Annotated in this window: 21 protein-coding genes and 2 tRNA genes; 14 read left to right on the forward strand and 9 right to left on the reverse strand. The window is 55.8% G+C overall.

The genetic code is table 11. The annotated features are described in order from the left end of the window. Positions 1-34 precede the first annotated feature (34 nt). A complete protein-coding gene (gene smpB, locus ACYX34_RS04500) occupies positions 35-508 on the forward strand; it encodes an SsrA-binding protein SmpB (RefSeq protein WP_462075357.1) in 474 nt (157 codons plus the stop codon). An 881-nt stretch (positions 509-1389) separates the two neighbouring features. On the opposite strand, the gene ACYX34_RS04505 is transcribed toward smpB, so the two are convergent. From ACYX34_RS04505 to ACYX34_RS04520, 4 genes are read right to left on the reverse strand one after another with little or no spacing between them, the layout of a single operon-like run. After that, positions 1390-2829 (reverse strand): sensor histidine kinase, encoded by a 1440-nt coding sequence (locus tag ACYX34_RS04505; protein ID WP_462075358.1) that lies wholly within the window; start codon positions 2827-2829, stop codon positions 1390-1392. Then, positions 2826-3509, reverse strand: coding sequence for a response regulator transcription factor (locus tag ACYX34_RS04510; RefSeq protein WP_462075359.1), 684 nt, complete (start codon positions 3507-3509; stop codon positions 2826-2828). The genes ACYX34_RS04505 and ACYX34_RS04510 overlap by 4 nt, the downstream gene beginning before the upstream one ends. A 51-nt stretch (positions 3510-3560) precedes the next feature. Next, a complete protein-coding gene (locus tag ACYX34_RS04515) occupies positions 3561-4178 on the reverse strand; it encodes a hypothetical protein (RefSeq protein WP_462075360.1) in 618 nt (205 codons plus the stop codon). Then, the gene (locus ACYX34_RS04520) at positions 4175-4615 is read right to left on the reverse strand and encodes a ferredoxin-thioredoxin reductase catalytic domain-containing protein (protein WP_462075361.1); all 441 of its coding nucleotides are present in this window, start codon (positions 4613-4615) and stop codon (positions 4175-4177) included. Before ACYX34_RS04520 ends, ACYX34_RS04515 begins: the two co-directional genes overlap by 4 nt. 100 nt (positions 4616-4715) lie before the next feature. On the opposite strand from ACYX34_RS04520, the gene ACYX34_RS04525 reads away from it, so the two are divergent. The 9 genes from ACYX34_RS04525 to folE all read left to right on the forward strand — a co-directional run bounded on the left by ACYX34_RS04525 (position 4716) and on the right by folE (position 13356). Continuing rightward, positions 4716-7712: a nitric oxide reductase activation protein NorD gene (locus ACYX34_RS04525; protein ID WP_462075362.1), complete on the forward strand. Its 2997-nt coding sequence runs from the start codon at positions 4716-4718 to the stop codon at positions 7710-7712. 13 nt (positions 7713-7725) lie between these two features. Further along, positions 7726-8130, forward strand: coding sequence for a hypothetical protein (locus tag ACYX34_RS04530; RefSeq protein WP_462075363.1), 405 nt, complete (start codon positions 7726-7728; stop codon positions 8128-8130). 87 nt (positions 8131-8217) lie between these two features. Then, the gene (gene mdh / locus ACYX34_RS04535; protein ID WP_462075364.1) at positions 8218-9156 is read left to right on the forward strand and encodes a malate dehydrogenase; all 939 of its coding nucleotides are present in this window, start codon (positions 8218-8220) and stop codon (positions 9154-9156) included. 169 nt (positions 9157-9325) lie between these two features. Beyond that, on the forward strand, positions 9326-9913 hold the full coding sequence (locus ACYX34_RS04540) for a urate hydroxylase PuuD (RefSeq protein ID WP_462075365.1): 588 nt from the start codon (positions 9326-9328) through the stop codon (positions 9911-9913). Between the two features lie 216 nt (positions 9914-10129). Further along, positions 10130-11434: an NADH-quinone oxidoreductase subunit NuoF gene (gene nuoF / locus ACYX34_RS04545; protein WP_462075366.1), complete on the forward strand. Its 1305-nt coding sequence runs from the start codon at positions 10130-10132 to the stop codon at positions 11432-11434. 11 nt (positions 11435-11445) lie between these two features. Next, a complete protein-coding gene (locus ACYX34_RS04550) occupies positions 11446-11781 on the forward strand; it encodes a 2Fe-2S iron-sulfur cluster-binding protein (RefSeq protein WP_462075367.1) in 336 nt (111 codons plus the stop codon). 74 nt (positions 11782-11855) lie between these two features. After that, the gene (erpA, locus tag ACYX34_RS04555) at positions 11856-12176 is read left to right on the forward strand and encodes an iron-sulfur cluster insertion protein ErpA (protein ID WP_462075368.1); all 321 of its coding nucleotides are present in this window, start codon (positions 11856-11858) and stop codon (positions 12174-12176) included. A gap of 111 nt (positions 12177-12287) precedes the next feature. Continuing rightward, positions 12288-12692, forward strand: a complete 405-nt coding sequence (locus ACYX34_RS04560) for a 6-carboxytetrahydropterin synthase (RefSeq protein WP_462075369.1) — start codon at positions 12288-12290, stop codon at positions 12690-12692. 55 nt (positions 12693-12747) lie between these two features. Then, positions 12748-13356: a GTP cyclohydrolase I FolE gene (gene folE / locus ACYX34_RS04565; RefSeq protein ID WP_462075379.1), complete on the forward strand. Its 609-nt coding sequence runs from the start codon at positions 12748-12750 to the stop codon at positions 13354-13356. A gap of 21 nt (positions 13357-13377) precedes the next feature. Here the strand turns inward: folE and ACYX34_RS04570 are convergent, their stop codons facing one another. Continuing rightward, positions 13378-14184 carry an alpha/beta fold hydrolase gene (locus ACYX34_RS04570; protein ID WP_462075370.1) on the reverse strand — a complete coding sequence of 269 codons (807 nt, stop codon included), beginning with the start codon at positions 14182-14184 and terminating at the stop codon, positions 13378-13380. Positions 14185-14296: 112 nt separating this feature from the next. Between ACYX34_RS04570 and ACYX34_RS04575 the strand changes: the two genes are divergently transcribed. Both ACYX34_RS04575 and ACYX34_RS04580 read left to right on the forward strand, forming a co-directional pair. After that, complete coding sequence (locus ACYX34_RS04575) at positions 14297-15592, forward strand: replication-associated recombination protein A (protein WP_462075371.1); 1296 nt, start codon at positions 14297-14299, stop codon at positions 15590-15592. Between the two features lie 50 nt (positions 15593-15642). Continuing rightward, positions 15643-16035, forward strand: a complete 393-nt coding sequence (locus ACYX34_RS04580; protein WP_462075372.1) for a PilZ domain-containing protein — start codon at positions 15643-15645, stop codon at positions 16033-16035. Between the two features lie 65 nt (positions 16036-16100). On the opposite strand, the gene ACYX34_RS04585 is transcribed toward ACYX34_RS04580, so the two are convergent. Next, positions 16101-17942: an ABC-F family ATP-binding cassette domain-containing protein gene (locus ACYX34_RS04585; RefSeq protein ID WP_462075380.1), complete on the reverse strand. Its 1842-nt coding sequence runs from the start codon at positions 17940-17942 to the stop codon at positions 16101-16103. A 227-nt stretch (positions 17943-18169) separates the two neighbouring features. Continuing rightward, positions 18170-18245 (reverse strand) — tRNA-Ala (locus ACYX34_RS04590). A 278-nt stretch (positions 18246-18523) separates the two neighbouring features. On the opposite strand from ACYX34_RS04590, the gene ACYX34_RS04595 reads away from it, so the two are divergent. After that, entirely contained in the window at positions 18524-19846 is a 1323-nt protein-coding gene (locus ACYX34_RS04595) for an adenylosuccinate synthase (RefSeq protein WP_462075373.1), read from the forward strand. 106 nt (positions 19847-19952) lie between these two features. Next, positions 19953-20028 (forward strand) — tRNA-Lys (locus ACYX34_RS04600). Here the strand turns inward: ACYX34_RS04600 and ACYX34_RS04605 are convergent. Both ACYX34_RS04605 and ACYX34_RS04610 read right to left on the reverse strand, forming a co-directional pair. Then, positions 20029-21111 carry a phage integrase gene (locus tag ACYX34_RS04605; protein ID WP_462075374.1) on the reverse strand — a complete coding sequence of 361 codons (1083 nt, stop codon included), beginning with the start codon at positions 21109-21111 and terminating at the stop codon, positions 20029-20031. Continuing rightward, positions 21098-21421: a helix-turn-helix domain-containing protein gene (locus ACYX34_RS04610; RefSeq protein ID WP_462075375.1), complete on the reverse strand. Its 324-nt coding sequence runs from the start codon at positions 21419-21421 to the stop codon at positions 21098-21100. Before ACYX34_RS04610 ends, ACYX34_RS04605 begins: the two co-directional genes overlap by 14 nt. Positions 21422-21787: the final 366 nt, after the last annotated feature.

Below are 21787 nucleotides of genomic sequence, written 5' to 3' on the forward strand. Positions count from 1 at the left end.
GCGAAGACCGAGATCAAGGGACTGGTGTTGGGGTATGGCGAAAGATACGGAAGATCATCAAAAGGTCGTGGCCACCAATCGGAAGGCCTACCACGACTACTTCATCGAAGAAAAATTCGAGGCCGGGATCGTGCTCAAAGGCACGGAGGTGAAATCACTTCGGGACCGGCGAGTGAACTTGCAAGACAGTTATGCGGGTGCCAAAGACGGCGAGATCTTTCTCTACCATTGCCACATCAGTCCCTATAGTCACGGCAACATCATGAATCACGACCCGATGAGGACTCGAAAGCTCCTTCTCCATCGGAAGGAGATCAACAAGCTTCTTGGGAAGACTCAACAGAAAGGGCTTACGCTGATTCCTCTTCGAATCTATTTCTCAGAACGAGGCCAGGCGAAAGTCGAACTCGGACTGGCGAAGGGGAAGAAGCAACATGATCGCCGCGACTCCATCAAAGCTCGTGAAGCAGGACGGGAAGTTGAACGGGCGATCAAAGAAAGAAAGTAATCGGCTAGCCCAACATTCCTTCGAGCGGAGAAAGCCTAGCCGTCATCTGTGAGTCAAAGACCCATATTGCAGCGGATTGGTCCTGCAGAGTGACCAGTGAGGCGATCGAATCGCATCCCCTCTCCGGCGATAGCTCCCATCATCATTTCTGACTGGTGCCTGCCCGATCCGAGACTGCAGGAAGGTCCGAAAGGAACCGGTTCCTAATCTAGCCCGTCTATTCCCCGAATGAAACCATGATTGGTTTCGGTTGGGACTTCCTGAGGAAGTAGACCTTCCCTTGCTCAGACTGTCGCTCTGTTACCTGGGTTTGGTTGATCCCTAACAGCTCGACGGCTCCAGTTACCCTCGGGAGAGCTGCAACATGGCATACAACAGTCCGAAGATGCCGACCAAAATGAAGACTTCAATAAAGGAGACCATGATATTTCTTCACCCCCCTTCGCTTTTTTATAGGTATACCTCTTCAAGATGAAGCCACCATGAGGCGATCATGAAGACTTCTTCATGGACGAAGGGTCTGGTCATGCCCTGGATCTCATTGGAAAGCCGAAGAATTGCGGGTGTTGGAGATTGTCCTCGCTGTTAAGGAGTTAGCCCTACAGCTTGATAGAAGGCCTATAATGCTCGCTGTCTTTACCCTTGAGTTACACATCGCAGCTGTGCAGGGTACGGGACTAGGTTTGGTTCACTCACACGCTGCAGCAGTGGCAGCCAGCTTGTGGAATCTTGGTCAGGTGTCCAGGGTTGTGCCGCTTGGGCCAAACAACCAAAATGGTCTTTACCCGGAAAGTAAGGTCTGGCCAAGCTTTCTGAGGACTGGTTTGGAGAGGAGATGCGGGGAGAGAGCACGAGGGTGGACGCAGAACGCAAACATCCTGTTAGGCGGGAGGGGTCAGCTGTGCCAGCGCCGGTAACCGCAGGGTAAAGACGGAACCCTTGTTAACCTCACTGATGACGGAAATGCTCCCGCCGTGGGTTTCCATGATCTCCTTCACAATGGGTAGCCCAAGACCAGTCCCGGCGGCATCTTTCGCCCGCGCCCAATCAGTTCGATAGAAGCGCTCAAAGAGATGCGGAATATTTTCCGGCTCGATGCCATGGCCCGTGTCTTCGACAGCGATGGTGACATCGCGACTATCGGTCTGCAAGCGGACGGTCACGATTCCGCCGGATGGCGTGTACCGTAGTGCGTTGTCGAGCAGGTTGATCAGGGCCTGTTTGAGCCACTGCGCATCGCCGAGCACAGACGGCACCGGCTGAGATTCAAACGTCAGGGTAATCTGACGATCATCCGCCAAGAGCATCAATTCATCCATGAGCTCTTGAATCAACGGTTCCAATGCGAGGGGGACGAGGTTGACAGGCGGCTTGCTGCTGGTGAACTTCGCCAATGTCAACAAGGGACGGGTCAAGGCGATGAGCCGGTCGACTTGTTGGAGGTTGTTGAGCAGTACCTCCTGATACTCTTCGGATGTGCGGGCTTTCATGAGTGCCACCTCCAGGTTTCCCTGGAGAATGGTCAGGGGCGTTTTCATTTCGTGAGCAGCGATCTCGCAAAAGTTCCGCTGCACTTCACTTCCCCGCTGAAATTGATCCAATACGGAATTGACGGCCTGGGTGAGTCGTCGAAATTCACGATAGGGCGAATCGAGTGCCAAACGTTTTCCGAGATCGGCTACCGACATAGTCTCGGCTCCCTTGCACAGAGTCTCGATCGGAGCCAGGACTTTCTTGGCCAGCCAGAGGCTTCCGACCCACGCCATAAACAGCGTGGCGCCGGACCCAAGACTGAGCAAAAACACGAGCCCATGGAGCGTTTCCTGATGATGGAGCAACGAGGTTTCTGCCTGGAGGACGTACCGGATACGCCCACCCCCTACGACGAGGGGCAGGAAGAGGTGTCGGGCAGGTGTGCCGTCCGGTGCGGTCAGTGTGTCGAAGACGAGGGTCGAGATTCGGACTCGCTCAAGCACGCGAGGTGACAGGGAGTCTTGTGGGGCGGCATGGGGGCTGCTCCACAGGAGTCGACCGTCTGTCGAAAAGATGCGAAGGGCATGCGTGACATCAGGCAACACGCGTTGTTCTGTCGGGCTTTGCGTTAATTCATTCGTGGGGGTGATCGTGCGGTCATGCTTTTCAAGGATATCGGGATACTGCTCCACAAACTCGGCCAGCGTCTCTGCCAGCACCAGCAGGCGCCCGTCGACGAACCGTTGCAAGAGGGTTTCACTGGCGGCATACACGAGCCCAGAAAACAGGAGAAGCCCAGCCATCAAAACGAAGGCGGACCAACTGATCAGACTGCGCAACGATTTCATGTAGAGGTGCCCGGCTCTTCAAGCATGTACCCCGCGCCGCGAACCGTAGCGATCAAGGGAGGGGAATAGTCTCGATCAATCTTGGCACGGAGGGCGCGGATATGAGCATCGACGATATTCGTCATCGGGTCGTAACTGATATCCCACACATGCTCGATGATCGCCGTACGCGTGAGTACGCGGTTTTTGTTCCGCAGCAGAAACTCAAGGAGAGCGTACTCCTTATTAGTGAGCGCGATTTCTTGACCGGCGCGCCAGACACGGTGAGAAGCTGGGTCTAATCGAAGATCGGCTGCTTGAAGCTGGGCAAGTTGCTGAGAGCTGCCTCGCCGTAAGAGGGCTCGAACCCTGGCGAGCAATTCCACGAATGCGAACGGTTTCTCCAAAAACTGATCTGCACCCGTATCATAGCCAGAAACCTTGGTTTCAACGGTGTTCCGTGCTGTCAACAGGAGCACGGGGGTGGAGATACCCTTGTCTCGGATACGGCGGCAGACTGTCAGGCCGTCCAACTTGGGCAGCATGATGTCGAGAATCACCAGATCGTAGGGGTTGTCCAGCGCCAGGGCCAAGCCCGCTTCGCCGTCGTTGGCTACATCGATTGCGTACTGCTCTTCTTTCATTCCTTTTCGAATGAACTGAGCCAGATCCGCATCATCTTCAACCAGCAGAATTCTCATCGCCTACCTCATGGCTGGACCAAGCAGACCGACGGCGACGGAGGCGGTAGTTCAGCAGAGACTACTTTTGCAATCGGTGACCACAAGGTTCGTCGCCTTTTCATCGGCATCAAGCTCGAGGGTCAGCCAGGCGATGCCCACGGCCCGCTCATCTTGATGGGCTCCGCCACTGCCTTCCAGCAGGCCGATGACGTAATAGCGGCCGGCAGGAACTTTCGTGAACCAAAAATGCCCGGTCGGGTTGGCCCGCGTCACACGCAGATAAGGAAGCAAGCGTTTCTCGGCCAGGAGTTGGTCCATCCCCGCGCGCAGGCACTCGACGGTTGGCGTCTGTGTCGCAGTGGCCTCAGAGGACGACGATCCCCCTTTTGATGTGCACGTGCTCTCTCTCACCTGCTTGTCAAACCACGCGCGAGTATAGGATGAAATGGGAACCAACACGATTGATGCCCCAGCCTGCGTGACGGCTTTGCCTGACACAGCACGCAAGAACACCTGCCCTGCCGCGCTCCCATGTCCTTTGGCTTTGTAGGCAAACAGCTCTTTCTCATTGAAGGCCGATGGACTCGGGGGGAGCGGCGTCGCGGCTTGCGCGGAGACCACCAGAGCGCAACTCATCAGCAAAAAACCGGCACCCCAGCATCGACCGTCGCGATGACGCGCCATCATGTCGAGGGTGCCGCCGCTGTGGACGGCGTGTCCTGAATGGTGGGAGTTGGGCCAGCCTTGTGTTTGAGCGCGCGACCTTTGTCGGGCGTCGGGTCGGTGATCAACCCGTATACCTCGCGACCCTCGTGACCCTCCGGTAAATATTCCGTGATCGGCATCCCATCTTCTCGCACGAAGAGGAGGCAGTGGCAGTATTTGTAGATCTGCATTTCGTCGCAGGCACAGATCCAGCGTCGGAGTTTGGCTTCTGCCTCTTTGTCCTTGTAGAAATTGCAGGGACAGAGGGGCTTCCCGAGTTCATCGATATGGGACGCCAACCCTTTGACGACCGCGTCCGTCACCGCGGCATTCGGATGCATCACGGTTCCACTTTTCTCGGCAAATCCCTTGATGAACTTCCGGATTTTCTCGAGGCTTTCCTCTGTCGGCTCAGCCATGGATCTCCTCCTCAGCGCCACGATGGGCAGAGCCTCTAGTTTACAAGGATAATTCGCTCCTTTACAATCCGTCCCTTCACGCTGATTCTGGTAGTCAATCATGACGGACATGTCGAGTCGAGAAATTTTGCGAGACCGACTGGTAGCAGAGCTGAGACCGGCGGTCGCGGAGACCCTTGTGACCCGCTTAGCCCAGGAGACGGGCAAAGCAGACGCATCCGCACAGGTCCTGACTCTGTTGGACGAGCTCTCTGATCTCTCCGAAAAAGCCGTCTGTGCGGCCATGACAGCGCTGCCGGAGCTGGATCGGAAGGGGGGGCTTTCGCACGTCGTCCTGTGGCTGGACCTGGGCATTGCGTTGACCGAGTCATCCGGCGCGTCCGCACTCAAATATTTCAAGGAAAGCCCCTTGGTTCTTGGGCTGATTGATTCTGTTGATGTGCGTACCGAGGTCTTGACCATCGGCCTGGACATGGCGGAGGAAGATGCGAATGTCGCCCTCGAATACCTGCGCCAAGCTCCACAGATCCTGTCGAATGTCCCGGTTACTCAGGTGCGATCCTGGCTCGAGATCGGCATTGAACTGACCAAGGTCAATGTGGTGGTCGGGCTGGAGTTCATTCGACAACTCTCCAAGCTGGCCCCCATCCTGCCTCGAGAGAGTGCTCGTCGTTGGGCCATGGTGGGCACGAAATTAATTGTGCCGAATAGCCTTGGGAAGCCGGACTACGTAGCGACCATGGAGTTCCTCAGGACCAGCCCGTCCATTCTCGAAAGGGTCCCAGAGCCACCCGTTCGGGAGAAAGTCGTATCGCTCTGTGTTGTCCTAGCTGAACAGTCCCCCGAGTCGAGCATCACGTGGCTTACGGAGTCACCACAGCTTCTGGAAGTCCTGCCGTCAACGGAATGGCGGAGCCGGTTCTTGCAGTACGGCTCCTTGCTCGCCGAACAGTATGCAGAGGTGACAATCGAGTATCTCCGTCGTGCTCCGGAACTTGTCGCGCTCATCGGAACTGGTCCGGATGCGCTCACGCGATTTGAACGATGGTTTCAGACCGGGATGGAAGTTGCGGCCTACAGCCTCGATGGGGCACGAGCCTATTTTTCGGTCGAGTCGCGGAAAGCATTGGCTTCGGTCGAACAAGCCTTGAGCGGGGTGCCGTTTCGTCAGGTTGCTCGAACGGTGAAACTTTTTGTTCAGGGACTGTGTGGAACAGATATCGCTGTGGAGGCGCTTCCGGATTCGGTGGCTTCCCCAGTTCGCGCAACGGTCAGCGAAGATGGATGCCGCATCGCACTCCCGGCGCTGCTCCGTCGATATCCCACGGCCGCCGAGAACGAACGCCTCTATCTTGTGATGGCCGCACATGAAGCCGGCCATATAGAGTTCGGTACGTATCAACTCAGGCTCGAATCGTTAGCCGATTTGGTCGAAACAGTGCGACTGCGATATGGGCGATCCAATGAAGCCAGACCAGAGACGTTGGCGGCTCTGTTTCAGCTGTATCCGAATCCCACGCTGGTACGGGATCTCTGGGTTGTGCTGGAGGATGCAAGGGTTGAATGCTTACTGCGCGCGGAATATCCCGGGCTTCGGTGTGACCTTGCACGAGTAGCGAGCGAATCCATCACTCCGCGTGATCCAGCGCAAGGGGTGACACCGAAGGAACTCGTCGTCGATTGCCTGCTCAGGCTCTCTCTGGGTGAAGCGGCAGATTCTGTTGTGCCTCAAGCGATCAAGGGAGAGGTCTCCGTCCTGTGGGATCTGTGTCAGCCGGCACTCACAATCACGGCAACAGCCGAGGAAACCGTCCGTGTGGTCGACGCTGTCTACGTGCGGCTTGAAGAACTGCTGGCGGCTCGCGGCGAGATGATCCAGGGAGAAAAACGTGAACAGCCGGAGGAGGCTGTGGCGGGACAGGCGCAACCGTATCGAGCGGAGGACCAATACCGTACCGTCACGGATGTGGCCTATCGTGGTTCGATGAAGCCGGAGTTCGTCGTGTGGAGTCCGGAGCGATTGGAGAAGCCTCAGGACCTGTCTTCGGCACAAGGGGATAGTCCTGTCGGGCAGGGAGGTCGGAGCGCAGAGTCTTTTTTCGAGAGCGGAGAAATATTGCAGGAGGGGCGCACCTTGCCGTCCATTGTGGAGGAATGCCTCACTCTTGAACCCAACCCGCAATCAAGGCAGACCACAACCGATGAAGAGCGCACCGTCCTCTATCCGGAGTGGGACCATCGGATCGAGGACTATCGGATGAATTGGTGTCGCGTGGCGGAACGACCGGCAGACCTCGGGTCCGACGAATTCGTGACGGAGACATTGGCTGCCCGACAAAGTGTGGTGAAACTGCTACGCCGGTTTTTTGAAGGATTACGTGCCCCGGCCTATCGTCGGGTTGCGGGGCAACCAGATGGGGAAGAGGTGGATCTCGATGCGGTGGTCCGACGCACAGCGGACCGGTGGGCCGGCATAGAAGGTGACGATCGACTGTATATCCGCCGCGATAAACGAGAGCGGGATGTGGCGGTTGCCTTCCTGGTTGATGTCAGCGGATCGACCGGTCAACAGGTCGGATCCGGTCGGCGGGTCATCGACGTTGAGAAAGAAGCGTTGGTACTGCTTTGTGAAGCATTGGACGCGGTCGGCGATCAGTACGGACTCTATGCGTACTCAGGCCAAGGGCGAGGGAGGGTCGAGTTTCTCACGATTAAAGATTTTGAGGATCGATTGGGAGCGGCGACGGCACGTCGGCTTGGAGGGCTGTCTCCTCGTCATCAGAACCGCGACGGCACGGCCATTCGGCATGCCGTCGCGAAGCTGTTGGCTCGTGATGCAAAACACCGCCTCCTGGTGATATTGAGTGACGGAAGACCGTTGGATGATCAGTATCGGGACGACTATTCGTTAGAGGACACGAAAGCGGCACTCCGTGAAGCAAGGCAGCGAGGAATCGAGACCTTTTGCGTGACGATCGACCGGGAAGCGGAGAGTTACTTGCGCCCTCTCTATGCCGAGACACGGTATTGCGTCATCGACAGAGTCGAGGCTTTGCCGACCAGGTTGCCGCGTATGTACAGACAATTGACGACTTAGACGCATCAACAGCATGACCAACAACTCAACAGGAAAACCAGCGGTTCCTGCCTGGCTGTATAAGCTCTTCACGGGGCATCAGTATCCCTATGTCCGTCGTTTGGCCAAATTCGGGCAGGTGGTGAAGCCTGGGGAGGATCGTCCTGAGCCGACGAAGGACATGATCGAGGCAAAATTCTGGGAGGTGTATCCGCGTTGTCGAGTGAAAGTCTTGCAAGAAGTCAAAGAAGGCATGATCGTGGTCTTTCATGATCTCGGGGAGTATCCCCCGGGCAGCTTTCAGGCCCTCGTGGACAATCCCGAGGAGTTTCTGGCAAGCACCTATGGGAAAAAGAAGATCAAGGTCAATTTCTATGACGACGAGAATTTCGTTTGTACGATCAACTTCAAAGTTGCAGGCTGGACTGAACACGCATAAGAAGTGCTGCGCTGAACGTGCTTGGTTCTGAGAGCGACACATCTCTCAGTCCTCAGCACTCGGCACTTTAGAACTTTCGGAGGAAGCATGGCACGACCAAAAATTACGGTGGTGGGGGCAGGCAACGTCGGTGGGACGACGGCGCAACGATTGGCCGAAAAGAATCTCTACGACGTGGTGCTCCTCGATATTGCGGAAGGGGTTCCTCAGGGAAAGGCGCTCGATATTTCCCAGGCAGGGCCGGTGTGTGGGTATAACACCCGAGTCGTCGGGACCAACGACTATGCAGCCACCGCTGGATCTTCAATCGCGGTCATCACGTCGGGCATGCCCAGAAAACCGGGTATGAGTCGTGATGAATTGTTGGCGACCAATGCCAAAATCGTGAAATCCGTTGTGACGGGGTTGGTGGCTCGGTCGCCGGAGATCATTCTGATTCTCGTCACCAATCCGTTGGACGCCATGGTGCACGTGGCGCGTACCGTCAGCGGCCTTCCCAAATCGAAAATCATCGGGATGGCGGGTGTTTTAGACTCCGCAAGAATGCGCACGTTTATCGCTGCAGAACTGAACGTGCCGTCTACCGAGGTCGAAGCGATGGTCTTAGGGGGGCACGGGGATACGATGGTGCCGCTGCCGCGGTATACGACCGTGAAGGGACGTCCGGTGTCTGAACTGATGTCGAAAGAGACGCTTGATGCCATCGTCAAGCGGACCCGCGATGGGGGAGCAGAAATTGTCGGCCTCTTGAAGACAGGCAGCGCCTTTTATGCGCCGTCCGCTTCGGCGGTGGCTATGGTGGAGGCGATTCACAAGGACGAAAAGCGGGTCATGCCCTGCGCGGTCCTGTGTGACGGGGAATATGGATTGAAGGATGTCGTGGTCGGTGTGCCAGTCAAGATCGGACGGGGCGGAGCCGAACAGATCCTGGAGTATGAGCTGACTGGTGACGAGCGAGCGGCATTAGAGACATCGGCCGACGCGGTGCGGGAGCTCTGTAGTACGGTGGATCGATTGATGGGGTAGGACGGTCACTGGTCAATAGTCGTCGGTCATCAAGAAAAAAAGTATGATTCCTCGATTTGGACCAATGTCGAATGGCCGACGACCTTCGGTGCCTGCTTGACAATCGGAGAAAAGCTGTCGTACAGACAACAGCCTAGGCGATCAACCGTTTTTTTAAGAGAGGGGAGTTATGAAATTTCTTGAAGATCCGATGCAGACGATGGGAGTAGGATTTGCCCTCACCGTCGTCTTGATCATCATATATCTGGGAATGGCCGGCATTGGCGCAGGCGAGGCAGACTGGGGCCAGATGATCCTTCGCTGGGTACATTTCCTAGCCGGGATCACGTGGATCGGGCTGTTATATTTCTTCAATTTGATCAATGCCTCGTTCTTGAAAAGCCTGGATGGGCCGACCAAGAACATCGTGATTCCGAAGCTGATGCCGGCCGCACTCAATTGGTTCCGGCATGGGGCCACCGTGACGGTGTTGGCCGGTGTGTTGTTGTATGGGCACATGTATCATAAAGGTGGCACAGGAGCGGTGGCCTTGGCTATCGGCGGATTGCTCGGCATCATCATGATGGGTAATGTTCATGGCATCATCTGGCCGAACCAGAAGAAGATTATTGCGGCTGTCACTGCAGCGGCGCAGGGAACCCCGGCGCCGCCCGAGATGGCGCAGTGGGGGAGGACTGCCTTGCTCGCTTCCCGCGTAAACTTTTTACTCTCGATTCCCATGCTGTTCTTCATGGGGGCCGGTAGCCATTTCAGATAAGGTCTTGTTGCCTCGCCGGTGGGGACAAACCCCACCGGCCACGACTTCCATCGCCTCATTCTGTTGTCCTCTGCCCCTCCATGCCTAGGTTTTGAGTAGGCCCCATAGTCCTAACTGTTTGAGATTCAGGCCCATTTACAGCTGGTTGCCTTGACGGAAGAAGAGGCAGAACCGTATAGTAACAGCTCAACCTTGAAGAGTTCGGATCGGGTAGCTATGCCTACGCTTACAGAACCTCGCCTTGTTCAACAGATAGAGGGAGCTCCTTGGGAAATTGAGGGGTATCTCAAAGTCGGTGGTTACGAAGCCTGGAAGCGGTGTGTCAAGGGATTGAACGCGGCGAAAGTGATTGAGGAGCTGAAGAAATCAGGGCTTCGTGGACGGGGTGGCGCAGGATTTCCGACAGGGATCAAGTGGGACAAAGTCCTTAATCACCGAGTGAAAGAACGCTATTTCGTGTGCAATGCCGGCGAGCACGAGCCGGGCACATTTAAGGACCGTCATTTGTTGAAAACGTTGCCGCACCAATTGATCGAAGGCTGTCTGATTGCCTCCTTCACTGTGCAAGCGAAAGCTTCCTTTATCTACGTGAACCATGAGTATCATGAAGAGCAGCAAAATCTAAAGAAGGCCTTGGCCCAGGCGAAGGAACGAGGATTACTTGGAAAGAATGTCCTGGGGAGTGGAGTTGATATTGAATTGGAGATCTTTGACGGCCATGGGAGTTACGTAGCCGGCGAAGAAACGGCGATGTTGGAATCGATGCAGGGCCGTCCTGCGATGCCGCGACAGAAGCCTCCGTTTTATCCGACCGACTTCGGCCTCTATGGCAAACCGACCCTCGTCAATAACGTTGAGACCTTGTGCAATATTCCCAGGATTCTCCATAAAGGTGCTGGGTGGTTCACCGAGATAGGGACGGAGAAGTGTCCTGGTACGATGATGTTTTCGCTGAGCGGCGCGGTCAATCGGCCTGGGGTGTACGAGATGCCGATGGGAGTGACGATCCGCGATCTGGTTGAACGATGTGGCGGTGGTGTGCCCAATGGCCGCAAAATCAAGGCCGTATTTCCCGGTGGCCCGGCGTTTTCGATGGTGACGGCGGATCAGCTCGATTTGCCAATGGATTTCGACTCCTTGAAAAAAGCCGGCACAGGGTTGGGCTCGGCCGGTGTGATTGTTGTCGACGATGCGACCTGTATGGTGGCCAAGACGCTGCATTTTTCAAATTTTTTCAAGGACGAGAGCTGCGGGCAGTGTCCTCCATGTCGTATGGGGACGAATAATCTTGCCATCCTGATGACAAAAATTGAATCGGGGCAGGGCACGCAAAAAGATTTGGAGAGCATGCTGCAGCTTTGTGGCTTCGTCAAAGGCACTGGGTACTGCACTCTCGTCACTGGCGCGTCGGTTTTGGTGCAAAGCAGTTTGAAGCTGTTCCGTCACGAATACGAAGACCATATTCGGCTGCAGCGGTGTCCCTATCAGGAAACACCGGCAGGGACTGTCACCCACTCCTAGGAGACGTCATCATGCCACGAGTGACGTTTCTGCACCAGGACGGGCGAAGTGGAGAGGTTGATGAGAACGTCTCGCTGCTTGATGCCGCCAAGGAATTGGGATTCCACCTGAATCACGACTGCGGCGGGAACGCGTCCTGTACGACATGCCGGGTCGAGGTTCAGATGGGACAGGAGCATCTCTCGGAGATTGATTTCGACGAGCAAGACCTGCTAGATCGTGAAGCCTTGACGGAACCATGGCATCGTTTGGCTTGTCAGGCTCGGGTGTTGGGAGATGTTGTGGTGCGCGTGCCGGAAGCCAAATGGGAGCAACCACAGCGGGCGGCATCAGAGGCAAGGGGTTGATATTGGAAGAAGAGGTGTTAGACTAACATTCTAGCCAGCCGAGTGGGCTGGAACGATCTATAGAGGAGGATGAAATGGTTAACATTACGCCGGTGGCGGAACAGAAGATCAAGGAATTGATGGCCGAGGAAAAAGACGTGGTCGGATTGCGGGTGTACGTACGTGGCGGCGGATGCCATGGCTATCAATATGGGATGGCCTTTGAATCCAAGATGGCCGAGGACGATACCATCATCGAAAAGGGTGAGGTGAAACTCATCATGGATTCACAGAGTGCTCCCTTGCTGCAGGGTGCGGAAGTGGACTACGTCGACAGTGTGCAGGGCTCGGGTTTCTCGATCAAGAACCCCCAGGCCAAAACGACGTGTGGCTGCGGCAGCTCCTTTAGCGCGTAAGCGTGGCTACGGGATGACCGTAGGAATGCCGATCATGGACTCTCCCGTCTAAGACTGCTCGAACATCGAGCAGTCTTAGCGTTTTACCCACACCACGAGTCACCGGATTGAATGTCACAGACATATGTGACCAGACGCTATCGCTTTTGCGCCGCCCATCGGCTCCACACGGATCTCCTCTCACCTGAAGAAAACTGGGCTGCCTTCGGCAAATGTAATAATTCGAATGGTCATGGGCATAACTATGTGGTCCTGGTGACGATTTGTGCCGGAACGGCAGAGAATATGAGCAACCTGGATTCTCTTGACCACCTCGTCACCGACACGATCATCGGGCGTTTTGATCATCAGGATCTGAACAGTGACCCGGCGTTCTCTGCATTGACCACGACGGGAGAGAATCTTGTCACAGTGATCTGGGACATTCTCAACCCGCTGCTGCCTGCCGGTCGTCTGCATAAGGTCGGGGTCATTGAGACCAGAGACAACTATTTTGAATATACGGGTGCTATATAAGCCGAAGGGGAACATCGTGAGAAAGTCACCAAAGCGAGAGAAGAGACCGACATCGGTGGAAGACGCAAACGGAAGCGGAAGGGCTCCGGACTTATCGGTCCTCCAATCGCTGGTCACGGAGATGCTCCTCGCCCTCGGTGAAAAGCCCAGTCGGAATGGGCTCCTCAAGACCCCAGAGCGAGTGGCCAAGGCCCTGGCCTTTATGACGCAGGGGTATCAGCGTGATATCGACCATCTCTTAAACGGTGCGCTCTTTCCGATCGAATATGACGAAATGGTCATCGTCAAAGACATCGATTTTTTCAGTATGTGCGAACACCATCTGCTACCGTTTTTTGGCCGAGTCCATGTCGGCTACCTGCCCAACAAGAAGGTGGTCGGCCTCAGCAAGATTCCGAGGATTGTCGATATGTTCGCCAGGCGTCTGCAAGTTCAAGAACGGTTGACCGTGCAGATCGCTGAAACGTTGAGCACGAAGCTGAACGCTCATGGTGTCGGCGTCGTCATCGAAGCCAGACATCTCTGTATGATGATGCGGGGCGTGGAAAAACAAAACACCGTGGCCGTCACCAGCTCCATGCTGGGAGCGTTCCGCAGCCAGTCGCAGACCCGCGAGGAGTTTTTGAAATTGATTCGGCGGGGCAGCGTCGGCGACCCGGAGTGAGGGATCTGGCACTCTCTCCCTTCAACCCACCGTTGATCGTGTCAGAGTCGACCCGAAGGAACGGATTGTTTCGTTAAACAGCTCCGGCTGTTCCAGATTTGAGAGATGGCCCGCTCCTGGAATGATGGTCAGACGGGCATTGGGAATTCTCTCCGCCATGAGCCGGGCGTCGGAAGGTGGGGTCGGGACGTCCAGTTCACCGACGATGACTTGAGTGGGACAGATGATCTGTTGGAGGAGCGAGATGGAATCAGGTCGCTCTGCCATGGCCATGAGATCTCCGGCAATGCCGCTGACTTGGTTGCCTTCGATCATTGTGCGTACTCGTTGAACCAGGTCCGGCCTCGTCTGGATCGTTGTAGGGCTCAATAATTTCGGGATCATCGTGTCGGCAATCGCGCATGCCCCCTGTTTGTAGGCCATCTGAGCCATCTCAAATCGTGCCCGTTTCCCATCCGCTGTATCTGCCTGGGGCCTTGTGTCAGCTAAGACCAACCCTCTCACACGCTCGGCATACTTTCGATAGAACGCCAAGGCGATATAGCCTCCCATCGACAGCCCGATGAACACCGCATGCCGGATCGATAGGTGGTCCAGTAGGTTGCAAACGTCATCAGCTGCTTGATCCAGAGAATAGTGCCAAAGCGGCGCATCGGATTCGCCGTGTCCTCGTAGGTCAACCGTAATCACTCGAAACTGTGATGAAAGGGCTCTCTCCTGGGACTCCCACATGCTGCGGTTGAGTGGAAAGGCATGGAGGAAGACAAGGGGAAGTCCGGTCCCCTGATCGTTGAAGGCGAGAGAGATGTTATTGATCTGAGCGAGCATCGGTCATCCTGTACGTGTCGAACGTCGTACCATCGGTTGCCTGCAGGGTCAAGCGGTCATTTGCGCTCACGTGGCCCTGCGTATACAATTCCCGAACGGTGTGAGGAGCAAGATGACCCGCTCTCATGAACAGGCCCCAGATCTATTCACCGCGCCGCGGCATGACCCCGCCATTGATGCTCCGCTTGCAGAGCGGATGCGGCCACGTGATTTCGACGATTTCGTCGGTCAGGATGAGATCGTCAGTCCCGATCGTCCTTTGCGGAAGGCCATTGAAACAGACCAGCTTTCTTCCGTCATCTTCTGGGGACCACCAGGATCGGGGAAGACGACGCTCGCTCATCTGATTGCCCGATATACAAAGGGACAGTTTGTATCCTTTTCGGCCGTGACCGGCGGGGTGCCTGAGTTGCGCACGATCATGAAGGCAGCAGAGCAACGCCGGTTGATCAACGCTCAACGGACCATCCTATTCGTGGATGAGATTCACCGGTTTAATAAGGCACAACAAGATGCGTTCCTTCCCCATGTCGAACGAGGCACCATCATTCTGGTCGGGGCGACCACGGAAAATCCCTCGTTCGAAGTCATCAGCCCCTTGTTGTCACGCTCAATTTTAGTGGTGCTGAAATCTCTGAGCGACGAGGCTCTGGGGCTCATCCTGGATCGGGCGCTGAACGATTCGGAGGGAGGGGTAGGACAACTAAAGGCCTGTGTGTCATCACAAGCCCGTCAGCGCTTGGTCGCGTTTGGCAATGGCGATGCGAGGGCGATGCTGACGGCGTTGGAATTTGTCGTAAGGCAGGCGCCGATAGGACCGGATGGCACACGTGCCATCGATGTGGGGATGCTGGAATCCGGATTGAATGCAAAGGCTCTGCGATACGACAAGTCCGGTGAAGAGCACTACAATACCATCTCGGCCTATATCAAAAGTCTTCGCGATTCCGATGCAGATGGGGCACTCTACTGGTTGGCGCGGATGTTGGAGGCCGGAGAGGATCCCACGTTCATTGCCCGTCGGATGGTGATCTTTGCATCGGAAGATATCGGCAATGCCGACCCGCTCGCGCTTGGCGTGGCTGTCTCGGTGGCACAGGCCGTCCAGCTTGTTGGGCTTCCGGAGGCACAGATCAATCTGGCGCATGGGACGACGTACCTCGCCTCGCGGCCAAAGGACAATGCGTCCTATATAGGGCTTCTGGAAGCCAGAAAGGATGCACAAGCCCATGGAAACTTAGGAGTTCCTTTCCACCTCCGGAATGCAGTGACCTCCGTGATGAAGGACTTGGGGTATGGAACAGAGTACCGCTATGTTCATGATGATCCCAGAGCACGAACAGAGCAAACCCACCTCCCACAGGTACTTAAGGACCGTCGGTACTACCGCCCAAAGCCGTCCCTATAGGGCCAATTGTCGGGGTGTACATTCTCGTCTAATCGGTTATACTTAGAACGATGAGGCGAGGAGAAGGAAAAATATCGGCCCATGCCACCGCGCTGAGTGAGCGACGGAAATTCGTCCGAGCCGAGTTGGTCGGGTCGGCCTTGGTATCGCCGAAGAGCGGCAGGCGGGCTTGTACGGCGGTCTTAGATAATGTGAACAGGATTGGGGCGGGGTTTCACACGAAAGAACGGTTTCCTTCGAATGAAAGAGTCACCGTCTCGTTTGCCTTCCTGGATTCTGATCGAGTCGAACAGCAGGAAAAACTCGATGGAATGGTCGCCTGGGTGAGGCCATGGGAAAAGAAGGGATTCCTCATCGGCGTCGTGTGGGATGAATTGGTGACAAAAGAAAAGCACCGCTGGCTGTACTACTACCTGGAGGAAACCCTCAAAGCTTCCGTCTGAGGCCCTGGCCCGAAACGCCGTCATCCATCGACGGCTAGAATCCTACGGCCCGTACGGAGACATCGCTAGCCCATCGCCACCAGCTGTTGTTTCACAGTCTCGAGTTCGGCCGAGAGTGATTCCCAGCGAGCGGTCAGTCGCTCGAGGTCCCGCTTCCATCCGTCCTGTTCCTGATGCAACAGATTCCAACGATCGAACTCAGCGTAGAGTTTGGGATCGGAAAGTTCGGACTCGCGCGCTTTAATTTTGGTTTCCGCCTCGGCAATTTCTGTTTCTGCTCGGGAGACTTGTTTTTCCAGGCGTGCTTGGGTCTTGGTCAAGTCTCGTCGTTCCCCACCTTTCCCCTTTGATTGAATCTGTTGAGCCATCGCACGAGTCGGGCCGGAAGACGTGGGCGCTGAAGCACCCTCGAGTTCCTCGCTCGTCTCCTTGATCGATTCAAACTCTTGCGCCTTTTTCCAGAGATAATACTCGTAGTCCCCGATGAAGTTTCGGGCTTTCCCGTCTTCAATTTCAACGACGCGGGTGGCGATGCGGGTCAGAAACGTCGGATCATGCGAAATGAAGATGATCGTTCCCGGGAATTCAGCCAACGCATCAGTGAGCACATCGACGGAGGCCGGATCCAGGTGGTTCGTCGGCTCATCGAGCAACAAGGTATTGGCCGGTTCCACCAGCATGCGGGCGAGGGCGACCCGGTTCCGTTCACCGCCGCTCAACGCTTTGATGGGTTTCTTCTGATCCTGGCCGGAGAACAAGAACGCACCGGCAATCCCCCGGAGAAAATTCATCTCCGCATGTTTGGTGACCTCTTCGAGCGACTCGAGGACCGAGTGTTCGGGATTGAGCGTTTCTGCCTGATGCTGGGCAAAGTAGTGCAAGGTCACTCCGTGCCCGACCGTTCTGGTGCCGGTATCAGGAGCCAGCACACCGGAGAGCATCTTCAAAAGGGTACTCTTGCCGGCCCCGTTTTCACCGACCAATGCGACACGTTGCCCACGCTCCACGGAAAAATCGAGTGTCTTGTAAACGATCTTTTCCCCGTAACGCTTGCTCGCTCCGGCAAGATCCAATACTTGACGGCCGCTGGCGGAGGGAAGAGGAAATCGGAACTTGACGCGTTTCGGGTCCCGCTGGATTTCAATCCGCTTCACTTTTTCCAGTTGCTTCAGCCGTGATTGCACCTGGCTGGCCTTATTGGCCTGATACCGGAAACGATCGACGAATTTCTGAACACGGGCGATCTCTTTGGACTGCCGGGTCGCCGAGGCGTGAAGCTGGGAATCTCGTTCTGCCTTCAGCTTGGTGAAGAGCGAATAGTTGCCGCGGTACTCTTCGATTTTATGATGGCGGAGTTCCCAGATGTGGGTGACCACGCGGTCAAGAAATGCCGTATCGTGACTGATGATCAGGAGTGTCATGCCGGACTGGATCAGAAATTGTTCGAACCACCGCTGCGTCGGCTTATCCAAGTGGTTCGTCGGCTCGTCGAGCATCAACACGTCGGGGTTGGAGAGCAGCAGATGGGCCAGTGCCACCCGCATCCGGTAGCCTCCGGAGAGTTTTTCGACGGGGCGATCGAAATCAGCTTCGGTAAACCCCAGCCCCATCAGGATGCGTTTGGCCTCGTGTTCCGGGTATTCGTCGCGATGGGCGGCGTCGAGCGCGGTTTTGCCGGTGATGGTTTCCAGCTCTTGCGGGAGATAGCCGATACGAAGCCGTGGTCGCTTGCGGATCGAGCCTTTGTCCGGTGACTCTTCACCGAGGACCATGCGAAAGAGAGTGGTTTTGCCGGCCCCGTTCGGGCCGACGAGACCGACCCGTGAGTTCGGCCGAAGATGCGCAGAGGCCTCTGTAAGCAGCACCTTTGTGGAATATTGCTTGCTGATCGATTCAATTTGGAGCATCGGCACAAACCTTCCGTGTGAAGTGGAGTAACCCGGTTTTCAGAGATGAACTCGAACGAACGAAAACAGTCAGCAGGTTGGGAGCCGAGGCCACTGAATGAAGTTGAATCGGCCCGATAGGTGAAGAATAAACATGCTAGTTAGACCAGAAAAGAGCAAAGGGATTGATCCGACAGCGACAAGATGGATGGCCTTTATAAATCGGTTGGTTCACACGACGTGCGGTTTGGTGGAGCTGGCCGGGATTGAACCGGCGACCTCGTGAATGCCATTCACGCGCGCTCCCAACTGCGCTACAGCCCCACTCTCACGCAAAGAATAAGGGAAATTAATTCGAAAAATGAAGATGTTGAGATCGAGGGGGCATGCTAACACGCTGATAGAGGCCAGTCAAGAAACCCGTGCTGCGATCCTTTCCGAAGAAATTATGGATACAAACGGTTTTCGATACCATTTCTCTGAGACGGACGGCTTGACAAAACAGTAGGTGATACCTACCATGAGCCCCCTTGGCTCTGATCGCTCAATCGGGTCAGAGCCATTTTTTCGTGCCAAAATCGGGACCTGGACGTCGTTAAACTATGGGAAATCTCGTCATTATCGGTGCGCAGTGGGGCGACGAAGGCAAGGGGAAGATCGTCGATATCTTAGCCCGTGATACCGACATCGTGGTGCGCTACCAAGGTGGGTCCAATGCCGGGCATACCGTCATCAATGAACGGGGGACCTACATCTTCCATCTCATTCCCTCGGGAATCTTGTACCGAGGAATCACCTGTGTCATCGGTAACGGGGTCGTGGTCGATCCCGGTTCCTTGATCGAGGAGATGGATCAGCTTCAGGCCAAGGGCATCACGATCGGCAAGAACTTCGCCATCAGCCAGCGAGCGCACTTGATCCTTCCCTATCATAAGGCTATCGACCGTGCGTCTGAACAGTCGAAGGGGTCCCGAAAGATCGGCACGACCGGGCGAGGAATCGGACCGTCCTATGCCGACAAAATGGCACGGATCGGCATCCTCATGGGGGATCTGCTGAATCCAACGTTGTTCAAGAGAAAACTCGAAGAAAATCTGGTCGAGATGAACTGGTTCTTAGAACGACTCTACAAAGTCGACACCTTTCAGGTCGACAAAGTCTTCGATCAATACATGAGCTATGCCGATCGACTCAGGAACCATATCGTTGACACTACCATGTTGCTGAATCGGGCCATTGAGAAGAACAAGACGGTCTTGTTTGAGGGAGCGCAGGGGACGCATTTGGACGTGGACTTCGGCACCTATCCCTACGTGACCTCATCGAGTGCAGCGGCCGGGGGAGCCTGTACCGGGACCGGTGTCGGGCCGACGATGATCGACGCCGTGATGGGCATTGCGAAGGCCTATACCACCAGGGTTGGGAGCGGACCGTTTCCGACCGAACTGACGGATGAGGTCGGACGAGGGCTCCAGGAACGAGGGAAGGAGTTCGGCTCAACCACGGGACGTGCCAGGCGCTGCGGCTGGTTTGACGCGGTGGTGGTTCGCCATGCGACGGCGGTGAATGGGTTGACCTCGCTGGCGCTGACCAAGCTCGATGTGCTGGATGGCTGCAAGGAGTTGAAACTGTGCACGGGCTATCGACATGGCGGCATCATCTACAAGACCATGCCGGCCGATTTGGATGTGTTGACCAACAGCGAGCCCGTCTATCAACGGATGAAGGGGTGGAGTACGGCAACGACGGGAACGACGAGCTATAAGCAGCTCCCTGCCGAAGCGAAACGCTATTTGACACGTATCGAAGAGCTGGTGGAGTGCCGCATCGACATGATTTCGACCGGATCAAAGCGTGCGGAAACCATTATGTTGCGAAATCCGCTGGATTGCTCCCGCCGACGCCCCAAACGCCTCAAAAAATAGGCGATGGTCATTGGTCATTCGTCAATGCTATGATGCATCCGTGATTTTTTGACTGGGGTTTCTCCAGCCGTTCACAAAGAACGATCCACGATTCACCTTCCTGTGTGAGCCGGTAGCTCAGTCGGTAGAGCATCGCCCTTTTAAGGCGAGGGCCCTGGGTTCGAGTCCCAGCCGGCTCACCACTAAATCAACGACTTCGAAGATCCCGCCTTCATCGACCTGCCCGATTGTGACAAATTTGTGTCAATCGGCGGCCGGTGTTCCAGCACATTGACCCCATCACGCAAGCTTTCAGGGCAGTGATGCGCATAGCGCTGCGTCATCGTGCTGGTCTTGTGACCGAGCAGACGCTGGACCTTGTAGAGATCGATCCCGCGTTGCACGAGCCGAGTCGCGAACGTGTGCCGCATGTCGTGAAAGCGGAAATCGAGAATCCCTGCCCGATCCCGTGCTTCACAAAACTCCCGCACCAGGAAACGGACTTGCAGTGTATTGCCCAAAGGAGTCTTGAACACTAGACCTGATGATGCGCCCGTTGCACCTTGTTTGGCTGCCAGCAGGTCGTACACGGTGGTGTTCAATGGGATCGTGCGGCGTGTGCCGTTCTTACTTTTCATCACGATGAGTGTTCCACGCGTGAAATCCACATCCTGCCATTGCAGATTGAGGATCTCCCCTTGCCTCATCCCGGTGTTGAGCGCAAAGCGAATAATTTCTTGAAGCCAAGGCGACGAAGCGGCAAGGAGACGGTCCTCTTCGTCGGCACTCAGCCAACGATCCACTTCGTTCCGCACCTGCTCAAGGGACACACGGTGCATAGGGTTCTCCCGGCACCATTCCCACTCCCGCATGGCCAGATTGAAGGCGTGCCGCACCAATTGCAGCTCCTTATTGATCGTGGCAGGTGCAGCGCCTTCTGTACGCCGTTGAGTTCTATAGGCGACGAGACTCTTAGGCGTAATCTCGGATAGAAGCTTTTCCCCGAGCACTGGCACAAGGTGCTTGAGAGACGTACCATCACGCACGCAGCTTTTCGGAGCCTTCATCTTCGAACATTCGGCGAGGTAGCGTTCCATCATGTCCCGGAACGTATGGTCGTCCTCTTCACGATGGTCGAAGAACGTTCCTTCGACGACTTGTGTTGTCACCTTCGCGAGAATTGCTGCAGCCAGCCTTTTGTCCGAGGTCTCCGTGGACCGTCGAACGCGTCTGCCATGAAACATGAAATCCATCCACCACACTTTTCCTCGTTTACAGAGACCCATTCGCTTCCTCCTCTCTGAATGGGCTCGCTATTGGTCTGGTTTCCCCGCGGTGAGTATAAACCGCACGCTTGGCTCGCTCAATGAGGTGATCTACGTCTCTGGCCGACTGTAAGCGCCTACGCTTGGCGGAGGGAGAGGATCGTTCGGTGAGCATCTGACAATCCTGAAGCCATCGGTCAATGGCCTCCGGCTCGAATCGGATGACTCCATTGATCTTGAGGGTAGGAATTCTCCCTTGAGCGGCCCAGGCGTAAAGGGTCTTGTCCTTCACCTTCAGCCGTGCGGCGATGTCTTTGATAGTCAGAAGCATAGAACACCAAGACTTCAGTACTTGTTGATCTCCATGTTCGTGCTCAGTCCGATGTGTTGAGTCCTATATTTTTGCCAACAGCGTGAGCCTCCGAGACGCACTTATGAAAGGGTTCAGAATTTATGACCATACCGAAAAGGTAGGGGTGGCCGTAGGTTGGATACGCCAGAATCCTGAGGGGGCACTCACCTGGATCCGTAGCAAGGCGGAGTATCGGAGGAGTTTCCGCTGAGGCACCGCGTCCGGAGACGCCGTGCCAGGTGGAATCGTGCACCGTCGTGTCGTGCAGTACGACTCGACCGTGCGGGGACACTAGCCGTCGCCCTTCAGGGGGTGTGGCACGCCCGTGGCAACCGCGCCACCTCG

The organism is Nitrospira sp. CMX1, from assembly GCF_054902215.1.